The organism is uncultured Subdoligranulum sp., from assembly GCF_963931595.1.
Classification (GTDB): Bacteria; Bacillota; Clostridia; order Oscillospirales; family Ruminococcaceae; genus Gemmiger.
Window position 1 is genome coordinate 2,245,070 of sequence record NZ_OZ007030.1, and the last position, 25,417, is coordinate 2,270,486.

General features: G+C 64.0%; 18 protein-coding genes, 3 pseudogenes and 1 riboswitch. Of the genes and pseudogenes, 10 read left to right on the plus strand and 11 right to left on the minus strand.

Annotation, left to right across the window (positions count from 1 at the left end; translation table 11 throughout):
• Positions 1-7 precede the first annotated feature (7 nt).
• The 3 genes from ABGT73_RS10840 to ABGT73_RS10850 all read right to left on the minus strand — a co-directional run bounded on the left by ABGT73_RS10840 (position 8) and on the right by ABGT73_RS10850 (position 3,869).
• Complete coding sequence (locus ABGT73_RS10840) at positions 8-2,068, minus strand: FAD-dependent oxidoreductase (protein WP_346669718.1); 2,061 nt, start codon at positions 2,066-2,068, stop codon at positions 8-10.
• 97 nt (positions 2,069-2,165) lie between these two features.
• Entirely contained in the window at positions 2,166-3,404 is a 1,239-nt protein-coding gene (locus ABGT73_RS10845) for a linear amide C-N hydrolase (protein WP_346669719.1), read from the minus strand.
• A gap of 24 nt (positions 3,405-3,428) precedes the next feature.
• Positions 3,429-3,869, minus strand: coding sequence for a MarR family transcriptional regulator (locus ABGT73_RS10850; protein WP_346669720.1), 441 nt, complete (start codon positions 3,867-3,869; stop codon positions 3,429-3,431).
• Positions 3,870-4,073: 204 nt separating this feature from the next.
• Between ABGT73_RS10850 and ABGT73_RS10855 the strand changes: the two genes are divergently transcribed.
• On the plus strand, positions 4,074-4,580 hold the full coding sequence (locus tag ABGT73_RS10855) for an MATE family efflux transporter (protein ID WP_346669721.1): 507 nt from the start codon (positions 4,074-4,076) through the stop codon (positions 4,578-4,580).
• A gap of 155 nt (positions 4,581-4,735) precedes the next feature.
• Here the strand turns inward: ABGT73_RS10855 and ABGT73_RS10860 are convergent.
• The 3 genes and pseudogenes from ABGT73_RS10860 to ABGT73_RS10870 all read right to left on the minus strand — a co-directional run.
• Positions 4,736-5,389, minus strand: a pseudogene (locus ABGT73_RS10860) (dockerin type I repeat-containing protein); the annotation flags it as partial.
• Between the two features lie 294 nt (positions 5,390-5,683).
• Positions 5,684-8,047, minus strand: coding sequence for a phosphoketolase family protein (locus ABGT73_RS10865; protein ID WP_346669722.1), 2,364 nt, complete (start codon positions 8,045-8,047; stop codon positions 5,684-5,686).
• 205 nt (positions 8,048-8,252) lie between these two features.
• Complete coding sequence (locus tag ABGT73_RS10870) at positions 8,253-10,199, minus strand: glycogen/starch synthase (RefSeq protein WP_346669723.1); 1,947 nt, start codon at positions 10,197-10,199, stop codon at positions 8,253-8,255.
• A gap of 173 nt (positions 10,200-10,372) precedes the next feature.
• A riboswitch (cobalamin riboswitch) is annotated at positions 10,373-10,579 on the plus strand.
• Positions 10,580-10,634: 55 nt separating this feature from the next.
• Between ABGT73_RS10870 and ABGT73_RS10875 the strand changes: the two genes are divergently transcribed.
• Both ABGT73_RS10875 and ABGT73_RS10880 read left to right on the plus strand, forming a co-directional pair.
• Positions 10,635-11,135: a DUF4430 domain-containing protein gene (locus ABGT73_RS10875; RefSeq protein ID WP_346669724.1), complete on the plus strand. Its 501-nt coding sequence runs from the start codon at positions 10,635-10,637 to the stop codon at positions 11,133-11,135.
• 1 nt (position 11,136) lies between these two features.
• Complete coding sequence (locus tag ABGT73_RS10880; protein ID WP_346669725.1) at positions 11,137-11,655, plus strand: hypothetical protein; 519 nt, start codon at positions 11,137-11,139, stop codon at positions 11,653-11,655.
• Positions 11,656-11,699: 44 nt separating this feature from the next.
• Here ABGT73_RS10880 and ABGT73_RS10885 read toward each other — a convergent pair.
• The 3 genes and pseudogenes from ABGT73_RS10885 to ABGT73_RS10895 form a co-directional block, all read right to left on the minus strand.
• Positions 11,700-11,858 (minus strand): annotated as a pseudogene (locus tag ABGT73_RS10885) (helix-turn-helix transcriptional regulator); the annotation flags it as partial.
• A 35-nt stretch (positions 11,859-11,893) separates the two neighbouring features.
• Entirely contained in the window at positions 11,894-14,284 is a 2,391-nt protein-coding gene (locus ABGT73_RS10890) for a glycoside hydrolase family 2 TIM barrel-domain containing protein (RefSeq protein ID WP_346669726.1), read from the minus strand.
• 18 nt (positions 14,285-14,302) lie between these two features.
• Entirely contained in the window at positions 14,303-15,670 is a 1,368-nt protein-coding gene (locus ABGT73_RS10895; protein WP_346669727.1) for an MFS transporter, read from the minus strand.
• A gap of 155 nt (positions 15,671-15,825) precedes the next feature.
• Between ABGT73_RS10895 and ABGT73_RS10900 the strand changes: the two genes are divergently transcribed.
• On the plus strand, positions 15,826-16,938 hold the full coding sequence (locus ABGT73_RS10900; protein ID WP_346669728.1) for an AraC family transcriptional regulator: 1,113 nt from the start codon (positions 15,826-15,828) through the stop codon (positions 16,936-16,938).
• A gap of 171 nt (positions 16,939-17,109) precedes the next feature.
• Here ABGT73_RS10900 and ABGT73_RS10905 read toward each other — a convergent pair whose 3' ends face one another.
• On the minus strand, positions 17,110-17,958 hold the full coding sequence (locus tag ABGT73_RS10905; RefSeq protein ID WP_346669729.1) for a PocR ligand-binding domain-containing protein: 849 nt from the start codon (positions 17,956-17,958) through the stop codon (positions 17,110-17,112).
• Positions 17,959-18,060: 102 nt separating this feature from the next.
• On the opposite strand from ABGT73_RS10905, the gene ABGT73_RS10910 reads away from it, so the two are divergent.
• Together ABGT73_RS10910 and ABGT73_RS10915 are read left to right on the plus strand one after the other, a co-directional pair.
• On the plus strand, positions 18,061-19,644 hold the full coding sequence (locus tag ABGT73_RS10910; RefSeq protein WP_346669730.1) for an FGGY-family carbohydrate kinase: 1,584 nt from the start codon (positions 18,061-18,063) through the stop codon (positions 19,642-19,644).
• A gap of 63 nt (positions 19,645-19,707) precedes the next feature.
• Entirely contained in the window at positions 19,708-20,406 is a 699-nt protein-coding gene (locus ABGT73_RS10915; protein ID WP_346669731.1) for an L-ribulose-5-phosphate 4-epimerase, read from the plus strand.
• A 77-nt stretch (positions 20,407-20,483) separates the two neighbouring features.
• Here the strand turns inward: ABGT73_RS10915 and sfsA are convergent, their stop codons facing one another.
• Positions 20,484-21,167: a DNA/RNA nuclease SfsA gene (sfsA, locus tag ABGT73_RS10920; RefSeq protein WP_346669732.1), complete on the minus strand. Its 684-nt coding sequence runs from the start codon at positions 21,165-21,167 to the stop codon at positions 20,484-20,486.
• Between the two features lie 162 nt (positions 21,168-21,329).
• On the opposite strand from sfsA, the gene ABGT73_RS10925 reads away from it, so the two are divergent.
• The 4 genes and pseudogenes from ABGT73_RS10925 to ABGT73_RS10940 all read left to right on the plus strand — a co-directional run.
• On the plus strand, positions 21,330-21,779 hold the full coding sequence (locus tag ABGT73_RS10925; protein WP_346669733.1) for a MarR family winged helix-turn-helix transcriptional regulator: 450 nt from the start codon (positions 21,330-21,332) through the stop codon (positions 21,777-21,779).
• Positions 21,776-22,837, plus strand: coding sequence for an MATE family efflux transporter (locus ABGT73_RS10930; protein WP_346669734.1), 1,062 nt, complete (start codon positions 21,776-21,778; stop codon positions 22,835-22,837). Before ABGT73_RS10925 ends, ABGT73_RS10930 begins: the two co-directional genes overlap by 4 nt.
• A gap of 170 nt (positions 22,838-23,007) precedes the next feature.
• A complete protein-coding gene (locus tag ABGT73_RS10935) occupies positions 23,008-23,937 on the plus strand; it encodes an AEC family transporter (protein ID WP_346669735.1) in 930 nt (309 codons plus the stop codon).
• A gap of 359 nt (positions 23,938-24,296) precedes the next feature.
• Positions 24,297-25,412: pseudogene (locus ABGT73_RS10940) on the plus strand (family 78 glycoside hydrolase catalytic domain); the annotation flags it as partial.
• Positions 25,413-25,417: the final 5 nt, after the last annotated feature.

Here is a 25,417-nt window from a genome sequence, read left to right on the forward strand (position 1 = left end):
TGCCTCCTTACAGCTTCATGCAGACATCCCACGCCCGCCAGATGACGGTGCGCAGGTTGCCCACCTTGTTGGCATCGCCCACCAGGTGGATGTGGCGGCCCTTGGGGGCCAGCGGTGCCGGGCGGTAGCCCACCGACAGGATCACCGAATCCGCCGGCAGTTCCTTCGTGGTGCCGTCCTTGGCGGCGACGGTGACGCTGCCGTCCTTGATCTCCTTGAGGGACGTTTCCAGATAGACCGGCACTTTGTTGGTCTTGAAGAAGTCCCGCAGATAGCTCGCGTTGGCCAGGCTGACGGCGGGCGACGCGATGAGGTCGTTCTGCATCTCCACGATGGCGGGCTGCTTGCCCTGGAGATAGAGATCGTAGGCGATCTCGCAGCCGGTGAGGCCGCCGCCCACAATGACCACCTTGTCCCCCACCGGGGCCTTGCCCAGCAGGTAATCCACCGCCTGGATGCCCTTTTCGGCCCCGGGCACCCGCAGATGGACCGCCGAGGCGCCGGTGGCGACGATGACTTCATCGGCCCCCAGGGTGGCGGGGTCGGTGACCTCGGTGTTGAGCTTCACCGTGATGTTGGGGTACTTGGTCAGTTCCCGGGCGTACCAGGTCAGCAGGCCCCGGTCCTTTTCTTTAAAGGAGGGCGCGGCTGCCGCCACGAAGACGCCGCCCAGGGCGCCGCTCTTCTCGTAGATCGTCACGGTGTGGCCCCGCTGGGCGCAGACCAGGGCGGACTCCATGCCGCCGATGCCGCCGCCGATGACGGCGATGTTTTTCTTGTGTTCCGCCGGGGTGATCCTGTACTTATGGGACTGCATGGTGGGGGGATTCAGGGCGCACCGCGCCATGCCCCGGGTGTCCGGGAAGGACTGGGCGTTGGCATGGCCCTTGTAGTGGGACAGGTTGAAGCAGCCGTTGTGGCAGCAGATGCAGGGACGGATGTCTTCGGTGCGGTCCTCCAGCAGCTTGGTGACCCACTCGCCGTCCGCCAAAAACTGCCGGGCCACGCCCATGGCGTCGATGCGGCCCGCCGCGATGGCCTCGGCGGCCACGTCGGGCTCCATACGGCCGGCGCAGACCACCGGGATGCCCACGCAGCCCTTGATGTGGGCCACATCGTCCAGGTTGCAGTTCTGGGGCATGTACATGGGCGGATGGGACCAGTACCAGGAATCGTAGGTGCCGTTGTCGGCGTCCAGCATGTCGTAGCCGGCGTCCTGGAGGTATCTGGCGGCCTTCTCGCTCTCCTCCATGTCCCGGCCGATCTCGGTGTAGTCGGTCTCGCCGGGCAGGGCGCCGTAGCAGAAATCCTTCACCTTGGAGATGACGCTGTACCGGATGGAGACGGGATAATCCTGGCCGCAGACCGCCTTGATGGCCTTGACGATCTCCACGGCGAAGCGGTAGCGGTTCTCAAAGCTGCCGCCATAGGCGTCGGTGCGGTGGTTGGTGTACTTCATGGCGAACTGGTCCAGCAGGTAGCCCTCGTGCACCGCGTGGACCTCCACGCCGTCCACCCCGGCCTCCTTGCAGAGCAGGGCGGTCCTGGCGAAGGCGTCGATGATCTCCTCGATCTGGGGCACCGTCATCTGGGGGCAGGTGACCCCCTCCGCCCAGCGGGCGGGCAGCGGACTGGGGCTGGCCAGCTGGTAGTCGGTGTCCAGGATGGGCTTGGCCAGCGTGCGCAGGATGGGATTCTTGTGCAGCGGAAGCACCTGGTCGGAGATGCCCCAGGACCGGCCCATGCCCGCCGTCATCTGGACGAAGAGCTTGGCGCCGGTGGCGTGGATCTGCTCCATGTAGGGCTTGAGCTGGCGGAACATCTTCTTGTTCTGGTAAAGCCACCGCCCGCCGATGGTGTCCCGGATGGGGGCAATGCCCGGGATGATGAGGCCCACGTTGTTGCGGGCCCGCTCCAGGAAAAACCGGGCGGCCTCGGTGTCAAAGTGGTTGGGTTCCATCCACCCGAAGAGGGAGGTGCCGCCCATGGGGCAGAGCACGATGCGGTTCTTGATCTCCACCTTGCCGATCTTCCAGGGGGTGAACAGCGACTGATAGGCCTGATTCATAGAGTTGCTCCTTTCTGTACGGGTTCCCGCCGTACGGGGGGGTCTGTTACCAGTATACCATTGCCCCCGTCTCCCGGCAAGGAAACAGGGGCAGATTTCAGTCGGCCAGCGAGAAGCTGAATACCGCCGTGGGATCGTCGTAATTTTCGTTGGAGACCCACAGCGCCGTCTTCTTGGTCAGGTTGTACACCACACTGTGCACGGTGCAGTTGTTCCGGTCGTCGTTGTCCCAGGTGCGGCGGCCCACACTGCGCAGAATGTCCATGGCTGCCTGCTCGTCGGCCACCACGCCGTCAGTGGCCTGCAGCACCTCGTACAGATGGTCATACCGGTCGGCGCCCTTCTTCTCCTCGGCGGCCACGCCCTCATAGTAGCCGGGCTGCAGCACGAAGTTGGTCACTGCCTGGAAGTTGCAGGCGCCTTCCCGCTCGCCGATATCGCTGTCCTGGTCGTTGTAGACCACCTTCAGGGTGCGCTGGCTGCCGTCGTTGTCGGTGGCGTCGGTGGCGGCATCGTTGGTCCACTCCAGGATGGCGCTCTTGCCGCTGGCATCCGCCACCATGTAATGGTAGGAGGTGTTGGCAGAGTCATGCAGGTCGTAGGAGGAGGCGATCTCCACGGCCTCCTCCACGTTGTCGGCGTAGTCCAGGATGAGGCGCAGCAGCGTGGTGGAGGTGAAGTCCGGCTTGTCGGTATCCTGGTCGGTGGCTACCGTCTCGTCGCCGCCCTGGTAGGTCATGTAGATGCCGCAGCTGACGCCCGCGTCGTTGATGCCGTCCAGCGGGGTATAGGGAGCGGCCAGGCAGATCACCTTGTTCATCAGGCCGGTCAGGTCCTTGTCCACATCGATGCCCAGGAACTGCAGGTCGGTGGTGGAGATGGTGGCGTGACGGCCCTCGGTGGCGTCGGTGAAGACCAGCATGGTGTTGGTCTTGGAGAAGTCATAGTTGCGGCCGAACAGGGCGTCCCCGTTCTCCGCCGTGGCGGTGAAGGAGGAGCAGCCGATGGTGGGCGCCGTCATGTTCAGGTCCACCACGCCGTGGGTGATGTGGTCGGTGATGAACTGGATCAGCTCGGTGTCATTGCTGACGCCGCCCTGGGTCACGAAATCGTCCAGATAGAACCCGCCCTGGACGTTCATCGAGTAGACGGCGCCGTCCTCGTGGTCATCGTTGCGCTCCCGCAGCATCTTGATGCTGGCCACGGTGCCGATCTCGTTGTGCCAGATGCCGAAGATCACCGCCGCCGCGGCCACCAGCAGCACCACGATCACCGCCACCACGGCCAGTACGATCTTTTTCACACTCCGTTTGGGTTTTACTTCCACTGCATTCATAGTTTTTTCCTTTCCTCTTCCCTTTTACTGGGGAATTCCCTCTCGACTCAGACGCCGGAGATTGTCCGTGATGGATTCCAGCGCCCGGTAAAAGACATCCCGTTCCTCCTCGGTCAGGTCGCGGCCCGCTTCCGCCACGGCGCGGCAGGCCCGCCGCCGCACCTGGTACGCCGCCGCACGGCCCGCCTCGGTGAGCACCACCTTGCCGCCGTAGCCGCCCTGCTTGCTGACCAGGCCCTTTTCCTCCAGGATGGCCAGCATCCGGGAAGCGTCGGATTTGTCCTTCAGGATCATCTCGCACAGCTCCTGCACCGTCACCCCCTCGGGATGGCGGGACAGCATGGTCAGGTAGGTGGCGTGGGCGCCTTTCAGGCCGTAGGCCTTCATTTCCTCCCCCGCCAGCTTGTGCCAGCAGCGGGAGCTCTCGGCCAGCGCCACCGTGAACCGCTCAAACCGGTCGATCATGGACAACCTCCTCTCTTTTGTCTAAAAGTTGAAATTACAACTTTCCCAGTATAGCAGCCAGAAGTTGCGTTGTCAACTTCTGGCTGGCAATTTTTTCCGCCGGTGTCCCGCCAGGTGACAGAACGGCGATGCTATAGTATACTGAAAAGAAAACGCGTGAGACCGCTGATCCGATCCCCCGGGAAAGTGAGAACCCCTGTCCAGATGAAACAGAGCCAGAGCAAGGAATACCTGTTTGAGCGCATGCCGGTGCCCGGCGCCGTGCTGCAGCTGTCCACCCCCATCGTCATCAGTTCGCTGGTGACCATCCTGTACAACCTGGCCGACACCTTCTTTGTCGGCATGCTCAGCGCCCCGGTGCAGAACGCCGCCGTCACGCTGGTCTACCCGGTGACGCTGGCCTTCAACGCCGTGAACAACCTGTTCGGGGTGGGGGTGTCCAGCGCCATGAGCCGCAACCTGGGCCGCAAAGCCTACGACGATGTGCGCACCTGTTCGGCCTTCGGCTTCTACGGGGCGCTGTGCAGCGGCGTGCTGTTCTCCGCCTTGTGTCTTCTTTTCCGGGACCCGCTGCTGGTGCTGCTGGGCACCGACGCCTCCTGGCCGCCCGCCAGCGTCACCGAGGTGACATGGCAGACCTTGACCCCCGCCGTGTCCGACGGGTCCATGGTAACAGTATACAGCCCTCTGCCGGTGGCTTCCACCGGGTAGGTGGTCCCGTCCACCGTCACTTCGGTGATGGCCGCGTCGTAGGTCACCTGCGCCTGGAATGCCAGCTGCAGGGGTTCATTTTTTTCAAAGAAGCGGTTCTCCCCCGCCGAGTTCAGCGTCACTTCATAGCGCACGGTCTTTTCCACCGCGCGGATAAGCAGCGCCAGGTCGGTGACGGTCAGCCGCCCGTCGGAATCCATATCCGCCGCCAGCCGCTGGGTGGTGTCCATGGAATCCAGCCCCACCATGTGGCGGGCAAAGAGGGCCACGTCGTCGTAGTCCACCAGGCTGTCGTCGTTGAGGTCGCCCTTTTTCTGCAGGCCGTAGACGATGCCGCCGCCGATGACGGCCAGCAGGCCCACCACCAGCAGGGCGGCCAGGATGCGGCCCGCCTTTTTATTCAGCCAACGCCGGCGGATGGCCAGCAGCACCAGCAGCAGAAGCAGCAGCACGATGCCCCCGGCAATATAAAAAACGGTGCGGTCCCGGGCCGGCACCTCGTCAATGCCCGCAGGGGGCGTGGGTGCGCTCTCCTGGGTGGCGGGGTTCACGGTGGCGGTGGGGGCCGGTGCGGGGGTAAGGGTGGGCGTTGCCGTGGGTACCGGCGTGGGGCTGGCCTGGGCCGTCCCGCTGCCCTGCCCGGCGCTGCTCCCCGGCCGTCTGGTGGCCTGGGGCGCGGTGCCGCTCTGGGCGCTGCCCGCCCCGGAGGTCACCGTGGGGGTGGCCGCCCATGGCTGCCAGTCTCTTTTCCCCCGTACAGGAATGCGCCCGCGGTCCCACAGACCGGGTTTTTGTTTCCGGCGGCTCACCGGGCAGGGCCGGCGCCGCCTGTTTTACAGTCCTTGCGGCTGCATGCGGACAAATCATCACATTTTGGCGCCGCAGCAGCCGAAATTCAGTATACCTTCTCTCCGCACAGGTATCAAGAAGCAGGAAAATATTTGTTATAAAATAACATATTTTCGGAATGTTGCTCCAAAAGGCGGAAAAACGCAAGTTTTTTTGTTTCTTTATCCAAAGGAGCCGAAAAAACACCGGCCATCCGTTACGGATGGCCGGTGCTCTTATGTTACAAACCAGTCAGGCCGGGCGGGACGCGGGGATCAGGACTCCCACTTCCAGTCCAGGATCTCGGGCAGATCCTGGCCCACTTCGTGGATGTAGTTCTTGTGCTCCACCAGCTTGTCGTTCATCTCCTGGACCAGGTAGGCGCCGCGGTTGCCCAGCTGAGGCAGATGCAGCACCGCATCCTTAACCAGATGGAAGCGGTCGATCTCGTTCTGCACGCGCATATCGAAGGGCGTGGTGATGGTGCCCTCCTCCTGATAGCCATGGACGCTCAGGTTGCGGTTGGTGCGGTTGTAGGTCAGCTCGTGGATCAGGGTCGGATAGCCGTGGAACGCGAAGATGATGGGCTTGTCCTTGGTGAACAGGGCATCATAGTCGGCGTCGGTGAGGCCGTGAGGATGCTTGGTGGCAGGCTCCAGCTTCATCAGGTCAACCACGTTGACCACACGGATCTTCAGTTCAGGCAGCGCCTTGCGCAGGATGCTGACGGCCGCCAGGGTCTCCAGCGTGGGGGTATCGCCGCAGCAGGCCATGACCACGTCGGGTTCCTGGCCGGCGTCGTTGGAAGCCCACTCCCAGATACCCACGCCCTGGGTGCAGTGCTTCACAGCCTGCTCCATGGTCAGCCACTGGGGCCGGGGATGCTTGGAGGTGACCAGCACGTTCACATAGTCACGGCTGCGGATGCAGTGATCGAAGCAGGACAGCAGGCAGTTGGCATCCGGCGGCAGATACAGGCGTACCACGTCCGCCTTCTTGTTGGCGATATGATCCAGGAAGCCGGGATCCTGATGGGTGAAGCCGTTGTGGTCCTGCTGCCAGACGTTGGAGGAGAGGATCAGGTTCAGAGAAGCGATGCTCTGACGCCAGGGCAGCTGGTTGCAGACCTTGAGCCACTTGGCATGCTGGGCCACCATGGAGTCCACCACGCGGATGAAGCTCTCGTAGGAGGCGAAGAAGCCATGACGGCCGGTGAGCAGGTAGCCTTCCAGCCAGCCCTCGCACATATGCTCGGACAGCATGGAGTCCATGATGCGGCCGTCGCTGGCCAGGAACTCGTCGCCGGGCACCGTGGTGGAGTTCCAGTCACGGTTGGTGGCTTCGAAGCACTTGTACAGACGGTTGGACATCGTCTCGTCAGGTCCGAAGATGCGGAAGTTCTTGGCGTCGGCGTTCAGGCGGAACAGGTCACGGATGTAGCCGCCCAGTTCGATCATATCCTGCTTTTCCACGCTGCCGGGGGCGGGCAGCTCCACGGCATAGTCCTTGAAGTCGGGGGTGCGCAGGTCACGCAGCAGCTTGCCGCCGTTGGCGTGGGGGTTGGCCGCGATGCGGCGGTCGCCCTTGGGCGCCAGTTCCTGCAGCTCGGGGATCAGGGTGCCGTTCTCGTCGAACAGCTCCTCGGGATGGTAGCTGCGCAGCCATTCCTCGATCTGCTTCAGGTGCTCTTCCTGATTGGGGGTGCCCACCGTGATGTCGATGGGAACCTGATGGGCGCGGAAGGTGCCCTCGATGGGCTTGCCGTCCACCACCTTCGGGCCGGTCCAGCCCTTGGGGGTGCGCAGCACGATCATCGGCCACTGGATGTGGCCCATCTCCTCGCCGGCGCGGGCACGGCGCTGGATGTCGTGGATCTCCTCGATGACGGTGTCCAGCGTCTCGGCCATCTTGGCGTGCATCGTCATGGGGTCGTCGCCCTCGACAAAGTAGGGCTTCCAGGAGCAGCCCAGGAAGAAGTGCTCGATCTCCTCGTGGGTCATGCGGCCGAAGATGGTGGGATTGGAAATCTTGTAGCCGTTCAGGTGCAGGATGGGCAGCACGGCGCCGTCACCCTTGGGGTTCAGGAACTTGTTGGACTGCCAGCTGGTGGCGAGAGGCCCGGTCTCGGCCTCGCCGTCGCCCACGGTAACCGCGGCGATCAGGTCGGGGTTGTCAAAGACAGCGCCGAAGGCATGGGCGATGGAGTAGCCCAGTTCGCCGCCCTCGTTGATGGAGCCCGGGGTCTCGGGGGCCACGTGGCTGGAGATGCCGCCCGGGAAGCTGAACTGCTTGAACAGACGGCGCATGCCTTCCTCGTCACGGCTGATGTTGGGGTAGACCTCGCTGTAGGTGCCGTCCAGGTAGGCGTTGGCCACAAAGAAGTTGCCGCCGTGACCCGGACCGGAGATCAGGATGAGGTCCTGGTCATACTTCTTGATAATGCGGTTCAGGTGCACGTACACAAAGTTCTGACCGGGTACGGTGCCCCAGTGCCCGACAATCTTCTTCTTCACGTCATCGCGGGTGAGCGGACGGCGCAGGAGAGGATTGTCCAGCAGGTAGAGCTGTCCCGCTGCCAGGTAGTTGGCAGCACGCCAGTAGGCGTTGATCTTTTGCAGTTCGGTGCTGTTCATGATCATCTGTCCTTTCTCAATAAATTCGGCCCTCGAGTGATACTGAGCCCTTTTTTCATTTTCTATCATACTGCGCACAGTGCATGTCGTCAAGCCATCCGTCACAAAGTTTTTGCCTGTTTTTCCTTTTTGCCGGGCCGCTCCGGATTTTTTCAGCACAAAAAAGGGCAGCCGCCCGAAAGCGGCTGCCCTGCAACGGACAAAACAGCGATTACCACGGAGTCAGTTCCAGGTAGAGGTCCTTGTACTGACGGGCGGAGTTCTGCCAGGAAACATCCTTGGCCATATCCCGCTGGACCACCTCGTCCCAGTGGTAGCGGTTGACAAAGTACTCGGTCTTGGCGCGGTTGACGGCGTCCAGCAGCAGGCCGGCATCGTAGCGGTCGAAGGTGAAGCCATTGCCCTCGCCGTTGAAGACGTTGTAGGGCTCCACGGTATCCTTCAGGCCGCCGGTCTCCCGCACGATGGGCAGCGTGCCGTAGTGCATGGCGTTGAGCTGGGTCAGGCCGCAGGGCTCAAACCGGGAGGGCACCAGCAGCGCGTCGGCGCCCGCATAGATGCGGTGGGCGCGGGACTCGTCGTACTGGATGCAGGCGCTGAACATGCCGCGGTAGACGTTCTCGTAGTAGCGGAAGGTGTCCTCGTACTGCTTGTCGCCGGTGCCCAGCACGATGACCTGGGTGTTGCCGTCCATCAGTTCGGGGACGATGGCGTTCACCAGGTCCAGGCCCTTCTGGTTGGTCAGGCGGGAGATCAGGCCGATGACAAACTTGCCCTGATCCTGCACCAGACCCAGTTCCTGCTGCAAAGCCAGCTTGTTCTGCCACTTGTGGTCCAGCACGTTGGTGATGTCGTAGTTCACCGCCAGGGCCGGGTCGGTGGCGGGGTTCCACATGCCGTAGTCGATGCCGTTCACGATCCCCCGCAGCTTGTAGCTGTGGTAGCGCAGGTGGTCCTCCAGCTTTTCGCCGTACTCGGGGGTCTGGATCTCCCAGGCGTAGGTACCGCTCACCGTGGTGATGCGGTCGGCGTAGGCCAGGCCGCCCTTGAGCATGTTGGCATCCTCATAGCCCTGCTTCAGCGCGCCCATGTTGAACACTTCGTCGGGCAGGCCGGTCCAGTATTTCAGGGTGGGGATGTTGTAGATGCCCTGGAACCGCAGGTTGTGGATGGTCAGTATCGTCTTGGCGTGGCCCACCGGCGTGCCCTGGAACATGGTGCGCAGATACACCGGCACCAGCGCCGCCTGCCAGTCGTGGCAGTGGATGATGTCGGGGATCCAGTTCATGTAGTTCAGCGCCGCCAGCGCCGCCTTGCTGAAGTAGCAGTACTTGGGGATATCGTCCACCAGACTGATGTAGGGATTGCCCGAAGAGAAGAACTCCTGGTTGTCGATGAAGTCGTAGACCACACCGTCCCAGACATACTCCATGATACCCACATAATAGCTGCGGCCCGTCAGGCCCAGGTCCATGTAAAATTCGCCGCGGTAGACCATCTTGTCCTGGTACTGCTGGGGGATGCAGGCGTACCGGGGCAGAATCACCCGGACATCACAGTTCTGCTTCACCAGTTCCCGGGGCAAAGCGTACATCACGTCGCCCAGACCGCCGGTCTTCACAAAGGGATGGCATTCCGAACCGATGAACGCAATGCTTCTGCGGGGTGTATCATAATAATAGGTTTCCATGGCGGGTACCTCCTCCGGCTGGATCTCTGTTTCCACAGGCGCCGGGGTCTCCTCCACAGGGGCCGGGGCGGGGTTTGCTTCGGGTTGGACGGCCTTTTCCTCAACCGCCGCAGGCTTTGCCTCGGGGGCCGGGATGTTTTCCCCGGTCACTGCGGGCGCCGCCTCGGTCACCGCGGGCTCTTCCTTGGGCGCCGCGGCCTTGGTCTTCTTCGCCGTCGTCTTTCTGGCTGCCGGTTTCTTGGCTGCCGGCTTGTCCGCCTTGGCGGGGGCCGGTTTCTTCGCGGTCTTTTTGGCCGCAGGAGCTTCGGCCGGGGTGTCCGTCGCCGGTGCTGCGGGCTGGACCGGTTCGGCAGCTTCCGGCTTGGCCGGAGCGGCCGGGGCGGTCTTGACGGCCGGGGCTGCCTTCTTGGCGGCCGGCGCAGCCTTGGCCGGTTGCTTCTTGGTGGATGCGGGTTGTTTCCGTGCCATATGGTCTCTTCCTTTCGATTGCTCGTTCACACACCGCGCCTGCGGTGTCCGGCCCCGGAACGGCTCCACCGTTCCATGAGCCTATACCAAATCTTAACATATTCCCGTTGAAATTTCAATCGAAAACAGGCGTTTACCGCCGAACCATCGGCCCGGCACGACGGTTTCCGATTGAAAAAGCACGTCTTTTCCCGTATAATGGAACCCGTCCGAAGAGGAAGCGGGTGAAATTCCCGCGCGAGCCCGTCGCCGTGTTCCGCATACAGACAGGTCTTTCTGCCCGGTTCCGCAAGCCGGGGACAAGCCATTGGGCCACGAACCCGAGAAGGCGAGAGACCCCGCGGTCAGCCGGAATATTTTTCGGACCCCTTTTCCGGGCATGCCGCGCGCACCGGCCCGCCCGGACCCATTTTACCGAACAAGGAGAGAACTAGCATGCAGAAAAAATCCCTGAAACGCACCCTGTCCCTGCTGGTCTGCAGCGCGCTGATTGCGGCGGCCGCGCTGTGCACCGGCTGCTCCGGCCAGAGCACCGCTCCGTCCGACACCTCCCCGGTGAGCGAGGCCGCCACCAGCGAAGCGGCCCCCGCTGCCACCGAAGCCCCCGCCACCGCCGACACCGCCGCTGCGGCCCAGGTGCTGGGCGAGGGTGCCACCGCCTTTACCTTCACGGTGGTGGACGGCGACGGCAACGAGACGGATTACGAGATCCACACCGACGCCCAGACGGTGGGCGACGCCCTGACCGAGCTGGGCCTGATCGAGGGCGAGGACAGTGAGTACGGCCTGTACGTCAAGACGGTGAACGGCGTCACCGCCGACTACGATACCGACGGCCACTACTGGGCCTTCTATGTGGACGGCGAATACGCCCAGACCGGCGTGGATGCCACCCAGGTCACCGCCGGGGCAAGCTACGCCTTCAAAGTGGAGTAAGATGAAACTTTCGGTCCGGGAGATCGCCGTCTTCGGCATGCTGGGGGCGCTGATGTACGCCTCCAAGGTGCTGATGGAGGCCCTGCCCAACGTCCACCTGCTGGGGGTCTTTGTGGTGGCGCTGACGGTGGTCTACCGCAAAAAAGCCCTCTACCCCATTTACACCTATGTGCTGATCAACGGCCTGATGGCGGGCTTTGCCCTGTGGTGGCTGCCCTACCTCTATCTGTGGGCCGTGCTGTGGGCGTGGGTCATGCTGCTGCCCCGGCAGCTGCCGCCCCGCATCCGGCCGGCGGTGTACATGGCGGTCTGCGCGGCCCACGGCTTTCTGTTCGGCACGCTGTACGCCCCCGCCCAGGCGCTGCTCTTCGGGCTGGATTTCCGTGGCATGATCGCCTGGATCCTGGCCGGACTGCCCTGGGACTTCGTCCACGGCGTCAGCAACTTTTTCTGCGGGCTGCTCATCTGCCCGCTCATCGCCCTGCTGCGGAAGGCCGAAAGTCTGGCATACAAATCCTGAAGAAAAAGCGGAGGCTGTTCAGAAGAACAGCCTCCGCTTTTGTGTTATTCCGCTGTCTGTGCCGCCCGCAGCAGTTCCTCCGGCGGCAAGCCGAAAAGCCGTGCCAGTGCCAGCGGGTTGGTGGTGCCGGGGTCGGATTTCCCGCTCTCCCACTTGGAGACCGCCTGCCGGCTGACCCCCAGTATATCGGAAAAGTTCCGGTTGCGGGAAAGGTTTTGTCAGCCAAGGGGGCCGGGGTTCAGGTGGAAAGGGGCCAGTTGATCTCCTCGGTGTGTTCGCCCTCCCGGGCCCTGACGGTGAGGGTACCGCCCTCCCCCGCCCGGATGACGGCCTGGGAGCGGCCCTGCCAGGTGGTGAACCGGCCGGAGAGATAGCTCTCCCCGGTGCAGGGATTGGCACTGCCAAAGCCCAGCAGCCGGCCGCCCTCCACCTCCACCGACAGGGTGACATCCTGATTGCCGTCCACCACGCCGTTCTCGCCCCGGCGGTCGATGTTCAGGTAGACCAGGCCGCCGGTCCGGGGCGTTTCCTCGGGGGTGAGGACCGTGCGGATGGCACCCTCGGCAGAGTGCAGGGCGGTGCGGCCCAGCACGGCACCATCGGCGTCATAGATCACCGCCTCCAGCGTGCCGGGCTGGTAGGTCACTTCAAAGAGCGCCTTGTACGCTTCCAGGGGCTGTGTACCCAGCGAACGGCCGTTGAGCAGCAGCTCCGCCCGGGCGCCCCGGGCATAGACCTCGGCGATGGTCTTCTGGCCCTCGCAGCCCCGCCAGGACCATCGGGGAATGGCGTTGGTGCCCCGCCAGATGGACTTGATCAGCTGGTCCTGGGGCTGGTTCACCGGGCGCACCGCCAGCGCCGGCGGGGCGTCCTCCTCCCAGACGACGCGGGCGTAGAGGGCCTCGCCGTCCGGGTCGCCCAGAATGCTGATGACACCCGCGCCGCCCAGCAGCCAGGGGCAGGGCTTGTTGAACGCCATGGCGTCGGGCCGGCAGGACCAGCCGCCCAGGCCGGCCTCCCCCAGGTAGTCCCAGGCGGTCCACATGAAATCGCCCACCAGGTAGGGGTACTGCCGCACCATCTGCCAGTTCTGATAGATCTCGTGGGGGAAGGTCTCGCTGCCCAGGATCACCCGGTCGGGATGCTTTTCCCCCTCCAGCGGGTAGCGGCCCGAGGCATAGTTGTAGCCTGCAATGTCCAGCAGGTCCAGCGCCGGACTGATGGCCCGGTCGGCCTCGTCGCTGTCGGCGGCGTGGTTCATGCCGGTGCCCACCTGCTGGATCATCTGGTTGAAGAGGGTGCTGTTCATCTCTGTGGGCATCTGGGGCGCCGGGGCGTCCTGCTCCCCCGCCATGGAACCGGCGTTATCCTGGTTCAGGCCGCCCTCCTCATTGTAAAGGAGCTGTCCCTTGGCCGCGTTGGCCAGAATGGTCAGGTTGAAGCCCCCCGTGACCGGCCGGGTGGGATCCAGCCGGTGGAGCAGTTCCACCATGGCCTTCTCCTGGGCCAGGCCCTGCTCCGACGCCGGCTCCGACACCTCGTTGCCGATGGAGTAGAGCACCACACCGGGATGGTTGTAATCCCGCTCCACCAGGGTGGTCAGGTCCTCCTGCCAATGCTCCGGGAAAAATTCAGCGTAGTCATACTTGTTCTTGTGGCGGTACCACATGTCCCAGCTTTCATCCATCACATACATGCCCAGGGTGTCGCAGGCTTCCAGCATGGCCCGGGAGCAGGGATTGTGGGCCGAACGTATGGCGTTAAAGCCCGCCTCCTTCATGATGCGCACCCGGCGCCACTCGGCCTCCTCATAGGCACAGGCGCCCAGCAGGCCGTTGTCGTGATGGAGGCAGCCGCCCTTGAGCAGCGTCCGCTGCCCGTTGACGAAGAACCCTTCGGCCGACCAGGACAGCATCCGCAGTCCGAAGGTGACTTCCTGGCGGTCCAGCACAGCGCCGTCCTCCTCTAGCGTCACCCGGCAGCGGTAGAGGTTGGGCTGCCCGGCACTCCACAGACGGGCATCGGGCACCGTCAGTTCCACCCTGTCGCCCCGGCCGGCAGCCACCACGGTCTGTCCGTCCAGGATCTCCACCCGGGCCTGGCCCCGCTGGTGGGCCACCGTGACCTCCACCCGGGCCGGGTCCAGGCCCAGCGTTGTCACCTTCACGCCGTGGAGCGGCAGCCCGCCAGGTTCCAGCACCCAGAGCCACACCGGCCGGTACAGCCCCGCGCCGGTGTACCAGCGGCTGTTGGGCTGGCGGCTGTTGTCCGCCTCCACGCAGAGGGTGTTCTCCCCCTCCCGCAGCAAGGACGTGATGCAGACTTCGGTGGTGGTGTAGCCGTTGGTCACCCGGGCGGCTTCCCGGCCGTTGACCGTGACTTCCGCGGTCTGATACACACCCTCCAGCTGCAGCCAGATCTCCTTGCCGGCCCAGTCGGGGGACCAGGCAAAGGTTTTCTCGTAATGGTAGCGGCCGCCCGCGAAGTAGGCCCCGGCGCTCTGGCTGGGATTCTCCTGACAGCGGGGTTCCTCCAGCATGGCGTCATGGGGCAGGTCCAGCGTGCGGACCTGTTCAGGGCAGTCCTGCCGGAAAAATTGCCAGTTTTTGTTCCAATCCAGTCGTTTCATACAAAGTTCCTCCCTTTGTCACACGGTGGCGGAGAGTTTGCGGTTTTCCTCCACCACTTTCATCCGCCACAGGCAGACCGCCATGAGCACCACCATAATGAAGGGCAGGCCGGCGTAACAGAATTTGATCATCGAGACGGCGGAGCCCGGCTGAGTGGCGGCACCGTTGACGTAGCCCGCGAAGCTCATCAGCCAGCCGGCCACCGCAGCGCCCAGGCCGGAGCCCACCTTCATGCCGATGGAGGAGCAGCTGAACATCATGCCTTCCACGTGGGTGTGGGTCTTGAGGTAGGCGTTCTGGCCCACCTCCGCCACCAGGGCGTTGATGCTGCCCATCAGGGGCGCCATGATCACGCTGCGCACAAAGCTCAGGGCCACCAGCACCATCAGGTTGCCGGCGTAGGCGAAGGGAATGAGCATCAGGCAGAGCAGGGCGTTGATCAGGTAGGAGACCAGGTTGACCCGGTACATGCCGAACCGCTTGACCAGGATGGGGTTGGCGATGAGGCCGACAATCATGACGAAGGAGCTCAGGGAGGTCAGGCCCATCAGCGACAGGTCGCCGATGACATAGGTGAAATAGAAGGTGCCCACGTTGCTGGCCAGGCCGGTGTTGCAGTAGAGCAGCAGATAGATGGCCAGCAGCAGAAGATAGTACTTGTTGGTGAGGATGATCTTAAGAGCGGTGAAGAAGTTTTCCTTCTTTTCGGGCTGGGTTTCAGTGGCCTGCGGGGCGGCGGGTTCCTCCTCCACGGGCGGCAGCTCCTTGCAGGAGAGGGAGGCCAGCGAGTTGAAGACGAGCAGCACCACGGCGAAGAGGATGGCCACGTTGCGCCAGGCGGCCAGGTCGCCGCCCATCTGTTCCACCAGCACGGCGGTGATGGACATGACCAGCACCGAGGCTACTACGGCAAAAATGTACCGGTAGGTGCCCAGGGAGACCCGCTCGGAATCGTTGCGGGTGATATAGGCGGTCATGGCGGCGTAGGAAATGTTGTTGGCGGTGTAGAACAGCGCGTTGGCCGCGGTGTAGAAGACGAAGAAGAAGGCGTACTTGCCCACCTCCGGCAGGGAGGCCGGGATGGCAAAGCAGAAGATCAGGCTCAATGCCAGCGGGAAGGCCGAGAAGAACATCCAGGGCCGGGCCTTGCCCATCCTGGTGTTGGTTTTATCGATGAGTCGTCCGAAAAACACATCGGTGATGCCGTCCAGCAGCTTGCTGACCGCCATCAGGGTGCCCACGATGCCCACATCCAGCCCCACGTAGTTGCCAAGGTAGAGCATGGCAAAGGACGTTAAGAGCATGTAGAAGAAGTTGGACCCGAAATCCCCGGATCCGTAGGCGACCTTCTGCCAGAAGGTCAGGTAGGTTTTTTGTTTTTCCATGGTGCAGTTTTCCTCCTTTGGGCCGATATACTCGGTGTTCCGATACTTTTATCTTAGGCCCAACCGGTCCAAAAGGGTATGGCAAAAAGCTTCCCGCCATGGTATAATTCCTAACAAATACGGACCTGTCCCGTCAGAAGGAGGCGTTTTCCGCCATGGAATCCATCCCGAACCCTGCCGCTTACCAGGGGGAATCGGTGGTCACCCTGCGCACCGGCTACCAGAGCCGTGTCATCCAGGGCCGCCGCCAGGAGCTCAGCCACGTGCCCGACCTGATCTTCGAGACTTTCCACCCCGATGATCCCGAACATATGTTTTTCTACTCCCAGTACTACGCCGAGGATGTCTCCCACGCCTCGATGAACTACGACCAGGCAGTGGAGGTGCTGTTCTCCCGTCCGCTGCACCAGCACGATTACTTCGAGTTCCTCTATGTGATCCGGGGCCAGATGTACCAGTGGATCGAAAACCAGCGCCACCTCTACCCCCAGGGCAGTCTGTGCCTGCTCAACCGCAACATCCGCCACCAGGAGGAATTCTCCACCGACTTCTACACCGCCTTCCTCGCCCTGCCGGTGTCGCTGGTGCGCCGTATGCTGGCCGACCGGGAAACCTACTTTTTCCCCTGCGAGTCGGGCGCGGCGGACTCGCTGTGCCTGCGGTTCTTCCAGGAGAACAGCCGGTCGGACAGCACCGCCCTGATGGAGTACATCGACTTCATCCCCGACCCGGACAAACCCGCCGTGCAGCAGACCATGCACAGCCTGTTCCAGGATCTGGTGGCCCAGTACATCGCGCCCCGGGTGGGGTCCACTTACCAGATCATGGGCCTGCTGATGCAGATCTTCCACCAGCTTTCCCTGCCTGACCAGTACAGCAACACCGCCCTGAAGCTGGCCCCCGACCCGGAACTGCAGCTGTTCGACAGCATCTCCGCCATGCTGCGGCTGCACTCGGGGCGGATCTCCCGCAGCGAACTGGCCCAGGCCCTGAACTACAGCGGCCACTACCTGAACCGGGTGGTGAAGCGGCACACCGGGCTGAGCCTGCAGCAGTACGGCATGCAGTTTGCCATGCAGGCCGCCGCCGGCATGCTGTGCTACACCGACCGCAAGGTGGAGGAGATCTGCGAATACCTGCACTTTTCCAACCAGACCCAGTTTTACCGGCAGTTCCAGGACCGCTACGGGCTGACGCCCCGCCAGTACCGCCAGGCCTGCCGGCAGGGCAGCCGCACCGCTCCCGCCCCGGGCAGCGCCCTGCCCTGACCCCCAAACAAAAAGGCAGCCCGCCGCGGCGGGGATGCCGGAAAACATCCCGCCGGGGCAAGGCTGCCGCAGCGATGAAACGCGCAACAAAATCGAACAAAAATCCAATTCTCCGAACATTCATGACTATCCTGAGCCGTGGGTCCGGATGTATGATAGAGAAAGAATGGGTTATGTCTCCGGTCCGCCGAACTGACGGCGGTAGGCCTGGGGGGTAAAACCCGTCTGTTTGCGGAAGACACGGAAGAAATAGTTGTAGTCCGCGATGCCGATCCGCTGGCAGATTTCGCTGTTAGTCAGCTTGGTGGTAGTCAGCAGCTGCATGGCCGACTGGATGCGCAGCCGCCGCACATACTCGTGGATGCCGCAGCCGTAGGTCTGCTTGGACAGCTCGTAGAGCGCCGTGCGGCCCATGCCCAGCGCGGTACAGATCCGCTCGCTGGAAAGGTCCTCCGCCAGGTGCTCCGACACGTAGTGGGTGAGCCGCTCCTGCATGCTGCCGGGCACCAGCCGGGCCATCCGGGCCTGGCACAGCGCCCGGGCCGAGAAGGACAACAGATCCCCCGCCGCCCGCAGCACCCGGTAGGGGGTGCGGGGCAGCTGCCCGTAGGCTTCCCGCAGGGCGGTTTCCCCGATGCCGTAGGGCCGGCAGAGTTCCAGCACCCGCCGCCACTCCGCTTCCTCGTCGGCGCCCTGCACGATGTGGCTCAGCAGCAGATACCCCACCACCACGCCGTCCACCTGGATGGGGGTGATGGCCTCGATGAGCCCCGCATGGCAGGGATAGATCAGCGTCTTGCGCTCCCGCTGGGCCTGACGGCAGGCCTTCTGGTCGCACAGACGGCACCCCTGGGTGCCCTCCGGCGTGGACCGCACCAGCCGGCAGAAAGCCGGCAGCTCGGCGGGATAGGACAGAATGTCCATGCCCCACTCGTCAAACACCACGGTGCGCAGTCCTGTCAGCTCGTAAAAATCCTGCAGCAGGACCAACAATTCCTTTTTGTCGAAGATGGCTCGCACGTTCCGCTCCTCCCGTTCTTCCTTTTCCCTTTCCTGTATTGTAAATGGCGCCTGCGGCGCTGTCAATCTCCCCACTTCATAAATTTCACAGGCGGTGATCTCATGAACAAATTTGAACAAAAATCCACTGCATTGGGCATTGAGCTGGGCTCTACCCGCATCAAGGCCGTTCTGGCCGGTCCCGACGGCTCGGTGCTGGCCAGCGGCGCCCACGACTGGGAAAACCACTTCGAGGGCGGTTATTGGACCTATCCCCTGGAGGAGGTCTGGGCCGGCATCCAGGATGCCTACCGCAACCTGGCCGAAGACTACCAGAAAACCTACGGCGAACCGCTGACCACGGTGGGCGCCCTGGGCGTTTCCGCCATGATGCACGGCTACCTGCCCTTTGACAAGGACGGCCGCCAGCTGGCCCCCTTCCGCACCTGGCGCAACACCACCACCCAGGCCGCAGCCGAGGCGCTGACCAAGCGGTTCCACTTCAACATTCCCCAGCGCTGGAGCGTGGCCCACCTGTACCAGGCCATCCTCAACGGGGAAAGCCACGTGAAGGATATCGCCTTCCTGACCACCCTGGCGGGCTATGTGCACTGGCAGCTCACCGGCGAGAAGGTGCTGGGCATCGGCGATGCCTCCGGCATGTTCCCCATCGACAGCCAGACCTGCGACTACGACGCCGCCATGATGACCTCCTTTGACGAGCTGCTGGCCGGGGCGAAGCTGCCCTACCGGCTGGCCGACCTGCTGCCCAAGGTGCTCTGCGCCGGGCAGGACGCCGGCACGCTGACCGCGGAAGGCGCCAGGATGCTGGATCCCACCGGCACGCTGCAGCCCGGTGTGCCGGTCTGCCCGCCGGAGGGCGACGCCGGCACCGGCATGGCCGCCACCAACACGGTGGCGGTGCGCACCGGCAACGTGAGTGCCGGCACCTCCATCTTTGCCATGGTGGTGCTGGAAAAGCCGCTGCAGAACGTCTACCCCGAGATCGACCTGGTCACCACGCCGGACGGCGCCCCGGTGGCCATGGTGCACTGCAACAACTGCACCAGCGACCTGAACGCCTGGGTGAACCTGTTCGGCCAGGTGGCAGCGCTGTGCGGGGCGAAAGTACCCGCTTCCCAGCTGTTCCCGCTGCTCTTCAACGCCTCGCTGGAGGGCGCGCCGGACTGCGGCAACGTGGTGCCGGTGAACTACTATTCCGGCGAGGGCGTGACCCACTTCGACGCGGGCCATCCGCTGCTGCTGCGCACCGCGGCCAGCGACTTCTCGCTGCCCAACCTGATGCGGGCCCACATCTACTCCGCCATGGCCACCCTGAAGATCGGCCTGGACATCCTGCAGGATGAGAAGGTGGCTGTGGACCGTCTGCTGGGCCACGGCGGCCTGTTCAAGACCCCCGGCGTCGCCCAGCGGTATCTGGCGGCGGCAGCCCAGGCCCCGGTCACCGTCATGGAGACCGCCGGCGAGGGCGGCCCCTACGGCATGGCACTGCTGGCCGGTTACCGGCGCGCCGTGCTGGAAGGCTGCACGCTGGACCTGGCGGACTACCTGCAGCAGAAGATCTTCGCCGACGCCCCCGGCACCACCCTGGAGCCCCGGGCGGAGGATGTGCGCGGCTTCACCGCCTTCCTGGAGCGGTACAAGGCCGCCCTGCACGCCGAGCGGGCCGCGGTGGAACATTTCTGATCCCGCCCGTCACACAAAACACCGTCCGGGCGCGCCCGGACCCCGAAATGAGGTAATCAAACTATGCTGGAAGAACTGCGCAAACAGGTCTATGAGGCCAATATGGAACTGCCCCGCCGCAACCTCGTGACCTATACCTGGGGCAACGTGTCGGGCATCGACCGGGAAAAAGGGCTGGTCGTCATCAAGCCCTCCGGCGTGGAATACGACGAGCTGACGCCGGACAACCTGGTGGTGCTGGACCTGGACGGCAACCGGGTGGAGGGTGACCTGAACCCCTCCAGCGATACCAAGACCCATCTGGAACTGTACAAGGCCTTCCCCACCCTGGGCGGCATCGTGCACACCCACAGCCCCTACGCCGTGGCCTGGGCCCAGGCCGGGCAGGATATCCCCTGCTACGGCACCACCCACGCCGACTACTTCTACGGCCCCATCCCCTGCGCCCGTCACCTGACCAAGGAGGAACTGGACGAGGACTACGAGAAGAACACCGGCAAGATCATCATCGAGACCTTCACCCAGCGCAGCATCGACCCGGTGGCGGTGCCGGGTGTCATCTGCCATAGCCACGGCCCCTTCACCTGGGGCAAGGATGCGGCCCAGGCCGTCTACCACGCCGTGGTGCTGGAAGAGGTGGCCAAGATGGCCATTCTGACCCGCCAGGTGCTCCCCGACGCCGCCCCGGCGCCCCAGTACCTGCAGGACAAGCACTACATGCGCAAGCACGGCCCCAACGCCTACTACGGCCAGAAGAAATAAGATTCTGACGGAATATTGCTCCGTACACGCAGCCCCCGGCCGCGGCAGTTTTGCCGCGGCCGGGGGCCTTTGTCATTTCACAGCCGCACCGGGATGGGACGACGGATGGCAAGGCTGCCGGGGGTGACCGCGCACTCCATGGCCAGCACCGTCACACCCGACGCCGCAGCCCGGCGCAGCGCCGCGCCGAAGGCCGGGTGGGTAGCGTCGTTGGGGGCGAAATCCACCATGCCCTCCATCTGCACCACAAAGCAGACCGCCGCCTCGTACCCTTCCGCCCGGGCGCGGACCAGCTCCTCCAGGTGCTTGACGCCCCGCAGGGTGGGCGCGTCGGGAAAGCGCACGTGGCCTTCCTCCTCCAGCGTCACACCCTTGACCTCCACGAAGCCCCGCTGCCCGGCGGCATCCTCCCAGTAGAAGTCAAACCGGGAATTGCCCCAGGTGGTCTCGGGGCGCAGCAGCGTCAGGCCGGGGCGGAATCCGCCGGCCTGCGCCCACTGGGCAAACACCTTGTTGGGCGCCTGGGAATCCAGATTCACCAGCAGCTCCCCTTTTTCCACCGCCACCAGATCGTACCGGGTCTTGCGGGCAGGGTTGTCCCCTTCGGCCAGATACACCCTTGCCCCCGGCACCAGCAGTTCCCGGCAGCGGCCGGTGTTCTTCACATGGACGGTCTCCTCCTTGCCGTCCAGCAGCACCCGGGCCACAAACCGGTTGGGCCGGGCCAGAAATTCCGCCGGGCGCACATGGGCATACTGCATAGCTGTTTTCCTCCCTCTTATCCAGATGGCTTTCATCATACTCTGTTTTGCTCCGCCGGGCAAGGGGGATTCTGCCGGACGGCAGCCGGGAAAATTTCCTCTTGCAAAAACGGAAATTCGGGCTTGTAATCCCATTTGGGATTATCGTTCGGGAGGGATACCATGGAACAGGAAAGCCACGCTTTGCTGGACGCCATCAACCGGGCCATCGTCCAGTTCCGGGGCAACTATTCCCGGTGGGCGGCGGTCCACGGCATCAGCTACAACGAACTGCTGGTGCTGTACACGCTGCGGGAGCAGGGCTACTGCACCCAGAAGCAGATCTGCGACCGGTATCTGCTGCCGCGCCAGACCATCAACCATGTGATCGGCGTGCTGCATGCCGGCGGCCTGCTGACCCGGCGCCCCGGCCCCGGGCGGGAGAAGGCCTATGTGCTCACCGACGCGGGGCTGGACTACGCCCGGCCCTTCTGGGATTTCCTGGAAGTGGGAGAGGCCGCGGCGCTGCGGCGGCTGGGCAGCGACAAGCTGCGCACGCTGGCCGCCCTGCTGCAGGAATACGACCGCGCTCTGCAGGAAAGTCTGGAACACCGGGAGGGGAAGCAGCCATGACCACCAGTGAACTGTTCGGCACCGAGAAGATCAGCCGGATTCTCTGGAAGCTGGCGCCGCCCGTCATGCTGGCCCAGCTGATCCAGGCGCTGTACAACATTGTGGACAGCCTCTTCGTCGGGCGGTATTCCGGCTCGGGACTGACGGCGCTGTCCATCATCTATCCCCTGCAGCTGCTGATGATCGCCCTGGCGGTGGGCACCGGGGTGGGCATCAACACCGTCATGGCCGCCGAACTGGGCACCGGCCGACAGGACCGGGCCGAGACCTGCGCCGGGGTGGGCACGCCCCTGGCCGCCGGGCTCTGGCTGGTCTTTGCTGCCGCCTGCTGGGTGGTGCTGCCCGGGTACGCCCGGATCTCCACCCACGCCGAGGCCGTCATCCGGGATGTGGTGACCTACGGGCGGATCGTCTGTGTGTGCAGCTTCGGGCTCTTTCTGGAAAGCGTCTGGACCAAGGTCCTCCAGGCCCGGGGCGACATGACCACCCCCATGATCGCCCAGATCCTGGGGGCGGTGACCAACATCGTGCTGGACCCGCTGCTGATCTTCGGGCTGTTCGGTCTGCCCCAGATGGGCATTGCCGGGGCCGCCGTGGCCACCGTCACCGGCCAGGTGGTGGCCGCCCTCATCGTGGCCCGCAAGGGCCTGCGCCCGGTGCCTGCCCTGGCGGTGTTCCCCGCCCAGATCGCCCGCATCTTCCGGCTGGGTCTGCCCAACATCCTCATGCAGTCCGCCTACACCGTCTACATCCTGGGCCTCAACCTGATCCTGGCCGGCTTCTCCGACCAGGCGGTGACCGCCCTGGGACTGTACTACAAGTGGCAGACCTTCTACTTCATCCCGCTGGGAGCCATGCAGACCTGCATTGTGCCGGTGATCAGCTTCAACTACGCCGCCCGGAAAATCGCCCGCTGTCGCCAGACCCTGGCCACCGCCGTGGGCTTCGGGCTGGCGCTGATGGCGGTGGGCGCCTTCTTCTTCCTGACGGTGCCCGGGCCTCCTACTACCGGCACATCTCGGGCCAGCGGTGGGGCGACGCCCGGGACTACGCCCTGACGGTGGACGCCTCCATCGGGCCGGAGGCCGCCGCCGACCTCATCGTGCAGTACCTGCAAAGCCGCAGCGATCTGTGCTGACGGTCCCCATCAAACTCCATTTTTTCCAACCGGCAGAAGTTTCTGCCGGTTTTCTCTGTGTACAAAAGAAAGGATGACAAACAACCTCCTATGGATATCGTGTGGATTCTGGCCGAACAGATCGGCCTGTTCGTGATCTATATTGTGGTGGGCATCCTGCTGGTCAAGACCCGCGTGCTGACCCGGGATACCCTGGAAACCATCTCCCGCTTCGTGGTGAAGCTGGCCATGCCCGTCATGATCTTCACCAACACGGTGGATGGCGTGAACCGTTCGTCGCTGCTGAGTTCCCTCTCGCTGCTGGGCCTCACGGCGCTGCTCTACATCTGTACCTTTGTGATGGCCAGGCTGATGGCCGCCGCCTTCCGGCTCCAGGGCGACCGCGCCCAGGTCTACCGCGCCCTGACCATGTTCGGCAACGTGGGCTTCATGGGCATCCCCATCGTCTCCAGCATCTTCCCCGACTACGGCATGCTCTACATCGCCGTCTTCACCATCATCGACCAGATGGTGCTCTGGACGCTGGGCGTCAAGCTCACCACCCCCGGCGGCAAGGGCTCCTTTGACCCCAAAAAGATGATCAACCCCTGCACGGTGGCCATCGTGCTGTCGGTGGTGATGGTCCTCACCGGGCTGAAACTGCCGTCGCTGCTCAACACCGCCCTGGACAAAATCGGCGCCACCGCCACCCCGCTGGCCATGATTTATCTGGGCGGTGTCTTCGCCTGCATGAAGGTGGTGCGGTATCTGCGCATCCGGGAATACTACGGCATCGTGGCCATTAAAATGCTGCTCTTCCCGCTGGTCTTCTACTTCCTGCTGGGCTTCCTGCCCCTCAACCCCAACATCCATCTGACCATCTCCTTGCTGGCCTCCCTGCCCGCCATGTCCTCCATCGTCATGATGGCCCAGGCCTCCGGCTCGGAGGGGGACTACGCCATGGGCGGCATCCTGGTCACCACCGTCTGCTCCATCGTCACCATCCCGCTGGCCTGTCTGCTCATGCAGCTGATGGGCTGATCTTTCCCCCGTTTTTCACGCCCGCCGCCTGGGGTTTGCAGGCCGCGGGCTTTTTGTTTGCCCCGGGTTTTCCTGTGCCCGGCAAGTTCACAAAAAATCATCCTTTCTTGCAAATTCCCACCCCGTAAACGGCCGGATTTTCCGCTATAATGGGAACAATCGCAAAGGGAAAGGACGGCAGAACCATGCAAGCAACCAAACTACAGACCAATCACCTGACGAGCCCCCTGGGAATGGACGGCGGCCCGCTGTTTTTGTCCTGGCAATGCACTGATGGGCTGCGCCAGACCGCCTATGAAATCCGGCTGACCGCCGACGGCGCTCCCCTGTGGGAGAGCGGCAAGGTGGTCAGCCGCCGCATGCACGCCGAGGCCCCCGCCGTGACGGGGTCCCGGGTGCGCGGGGCCTGGCAGATCCGGCTGTGGGACGAGAACGACCAGCCCGGCCCCTGGAGCGAAGCCACCTTTGAAACAGGCCTGACTGCCGGGGACTGGCAGGGGCTGTGGGTGGACCCCGAGACCGAGCCGGTGGAGATTCCCGGCGACGACGCCATCAACGCCTTTGCCCGCCCCCGCCGGGAGCGCAAGCAGGCCGAGAAGGAGGCGGCCGGCAAGGGAGCGGCGGAGCCCTACCAGCCCCACCGCCCGGCCTCCTATCTGCGAAAAACCTTCACCGCCCCGGCAGGCCGCGGGCGGCTCTACATCACGGCCAAGGGGCTCTATGTGGCCTGGCTCAACGGCAAGCGGGTGGGCGACATGGTGCTGGCTCCCGGCAGTTTCACCGCCGACAAGCACCTGGGCGTCCAGACCTACGACGTGACCGACCTGCTGCAGGACGGTGAAAACGAGCTGCTCCTGGCCCTGGGGGACGGCTGGTACCGCAGCACCAGCGGCGTGGACGGCGACCGCAACCTCTTCGGCGATACCCTGGGGGTGCTCTTCCAGCTGGAGGTGGACGGCAAGGCGGTCTGTGTCTCCGACGAGGCCATGGAGGCCACCCAGCAGGGGCCCATCCGCCAGAACGATTTACAGCAGGGCGAGGTGTACGACGCCCGGCTGGAAGGGCCCCTCTCCGGCTGGCACGGGGTGCGCGCCTACCGGGATGCCCTGCCCCTCACCGGCATGAACACAGTGGCCATCCGGGAGCAGGAGGCCTTCCCCGGGCGGCTCTTCACCACCCCCAACGGGGAAACCGTGCTGGATTTCGGCCAGAACATGGCCGGGTATGTGGAGATGACCCTCACCGCCCACGCGGGACAGAAGGTGCTTCTGACCTGCGGGGAGACGCTGGACGAAAACGGCAACTTCACCCAGGAGAACTTCCAGGACCGGGCCCGCCACAAGGAGGGCGGCACCGCCCAGATGCTGGAACTGGTCTGCAAGGAGGGAGTGAACCACTGGAAGCCCAGCTTCACGATCATGGGCTTCCAGTACGCCAGGGTGGAGACCGACGCCGACCTGACGGAGGCCGTCTTCACCGC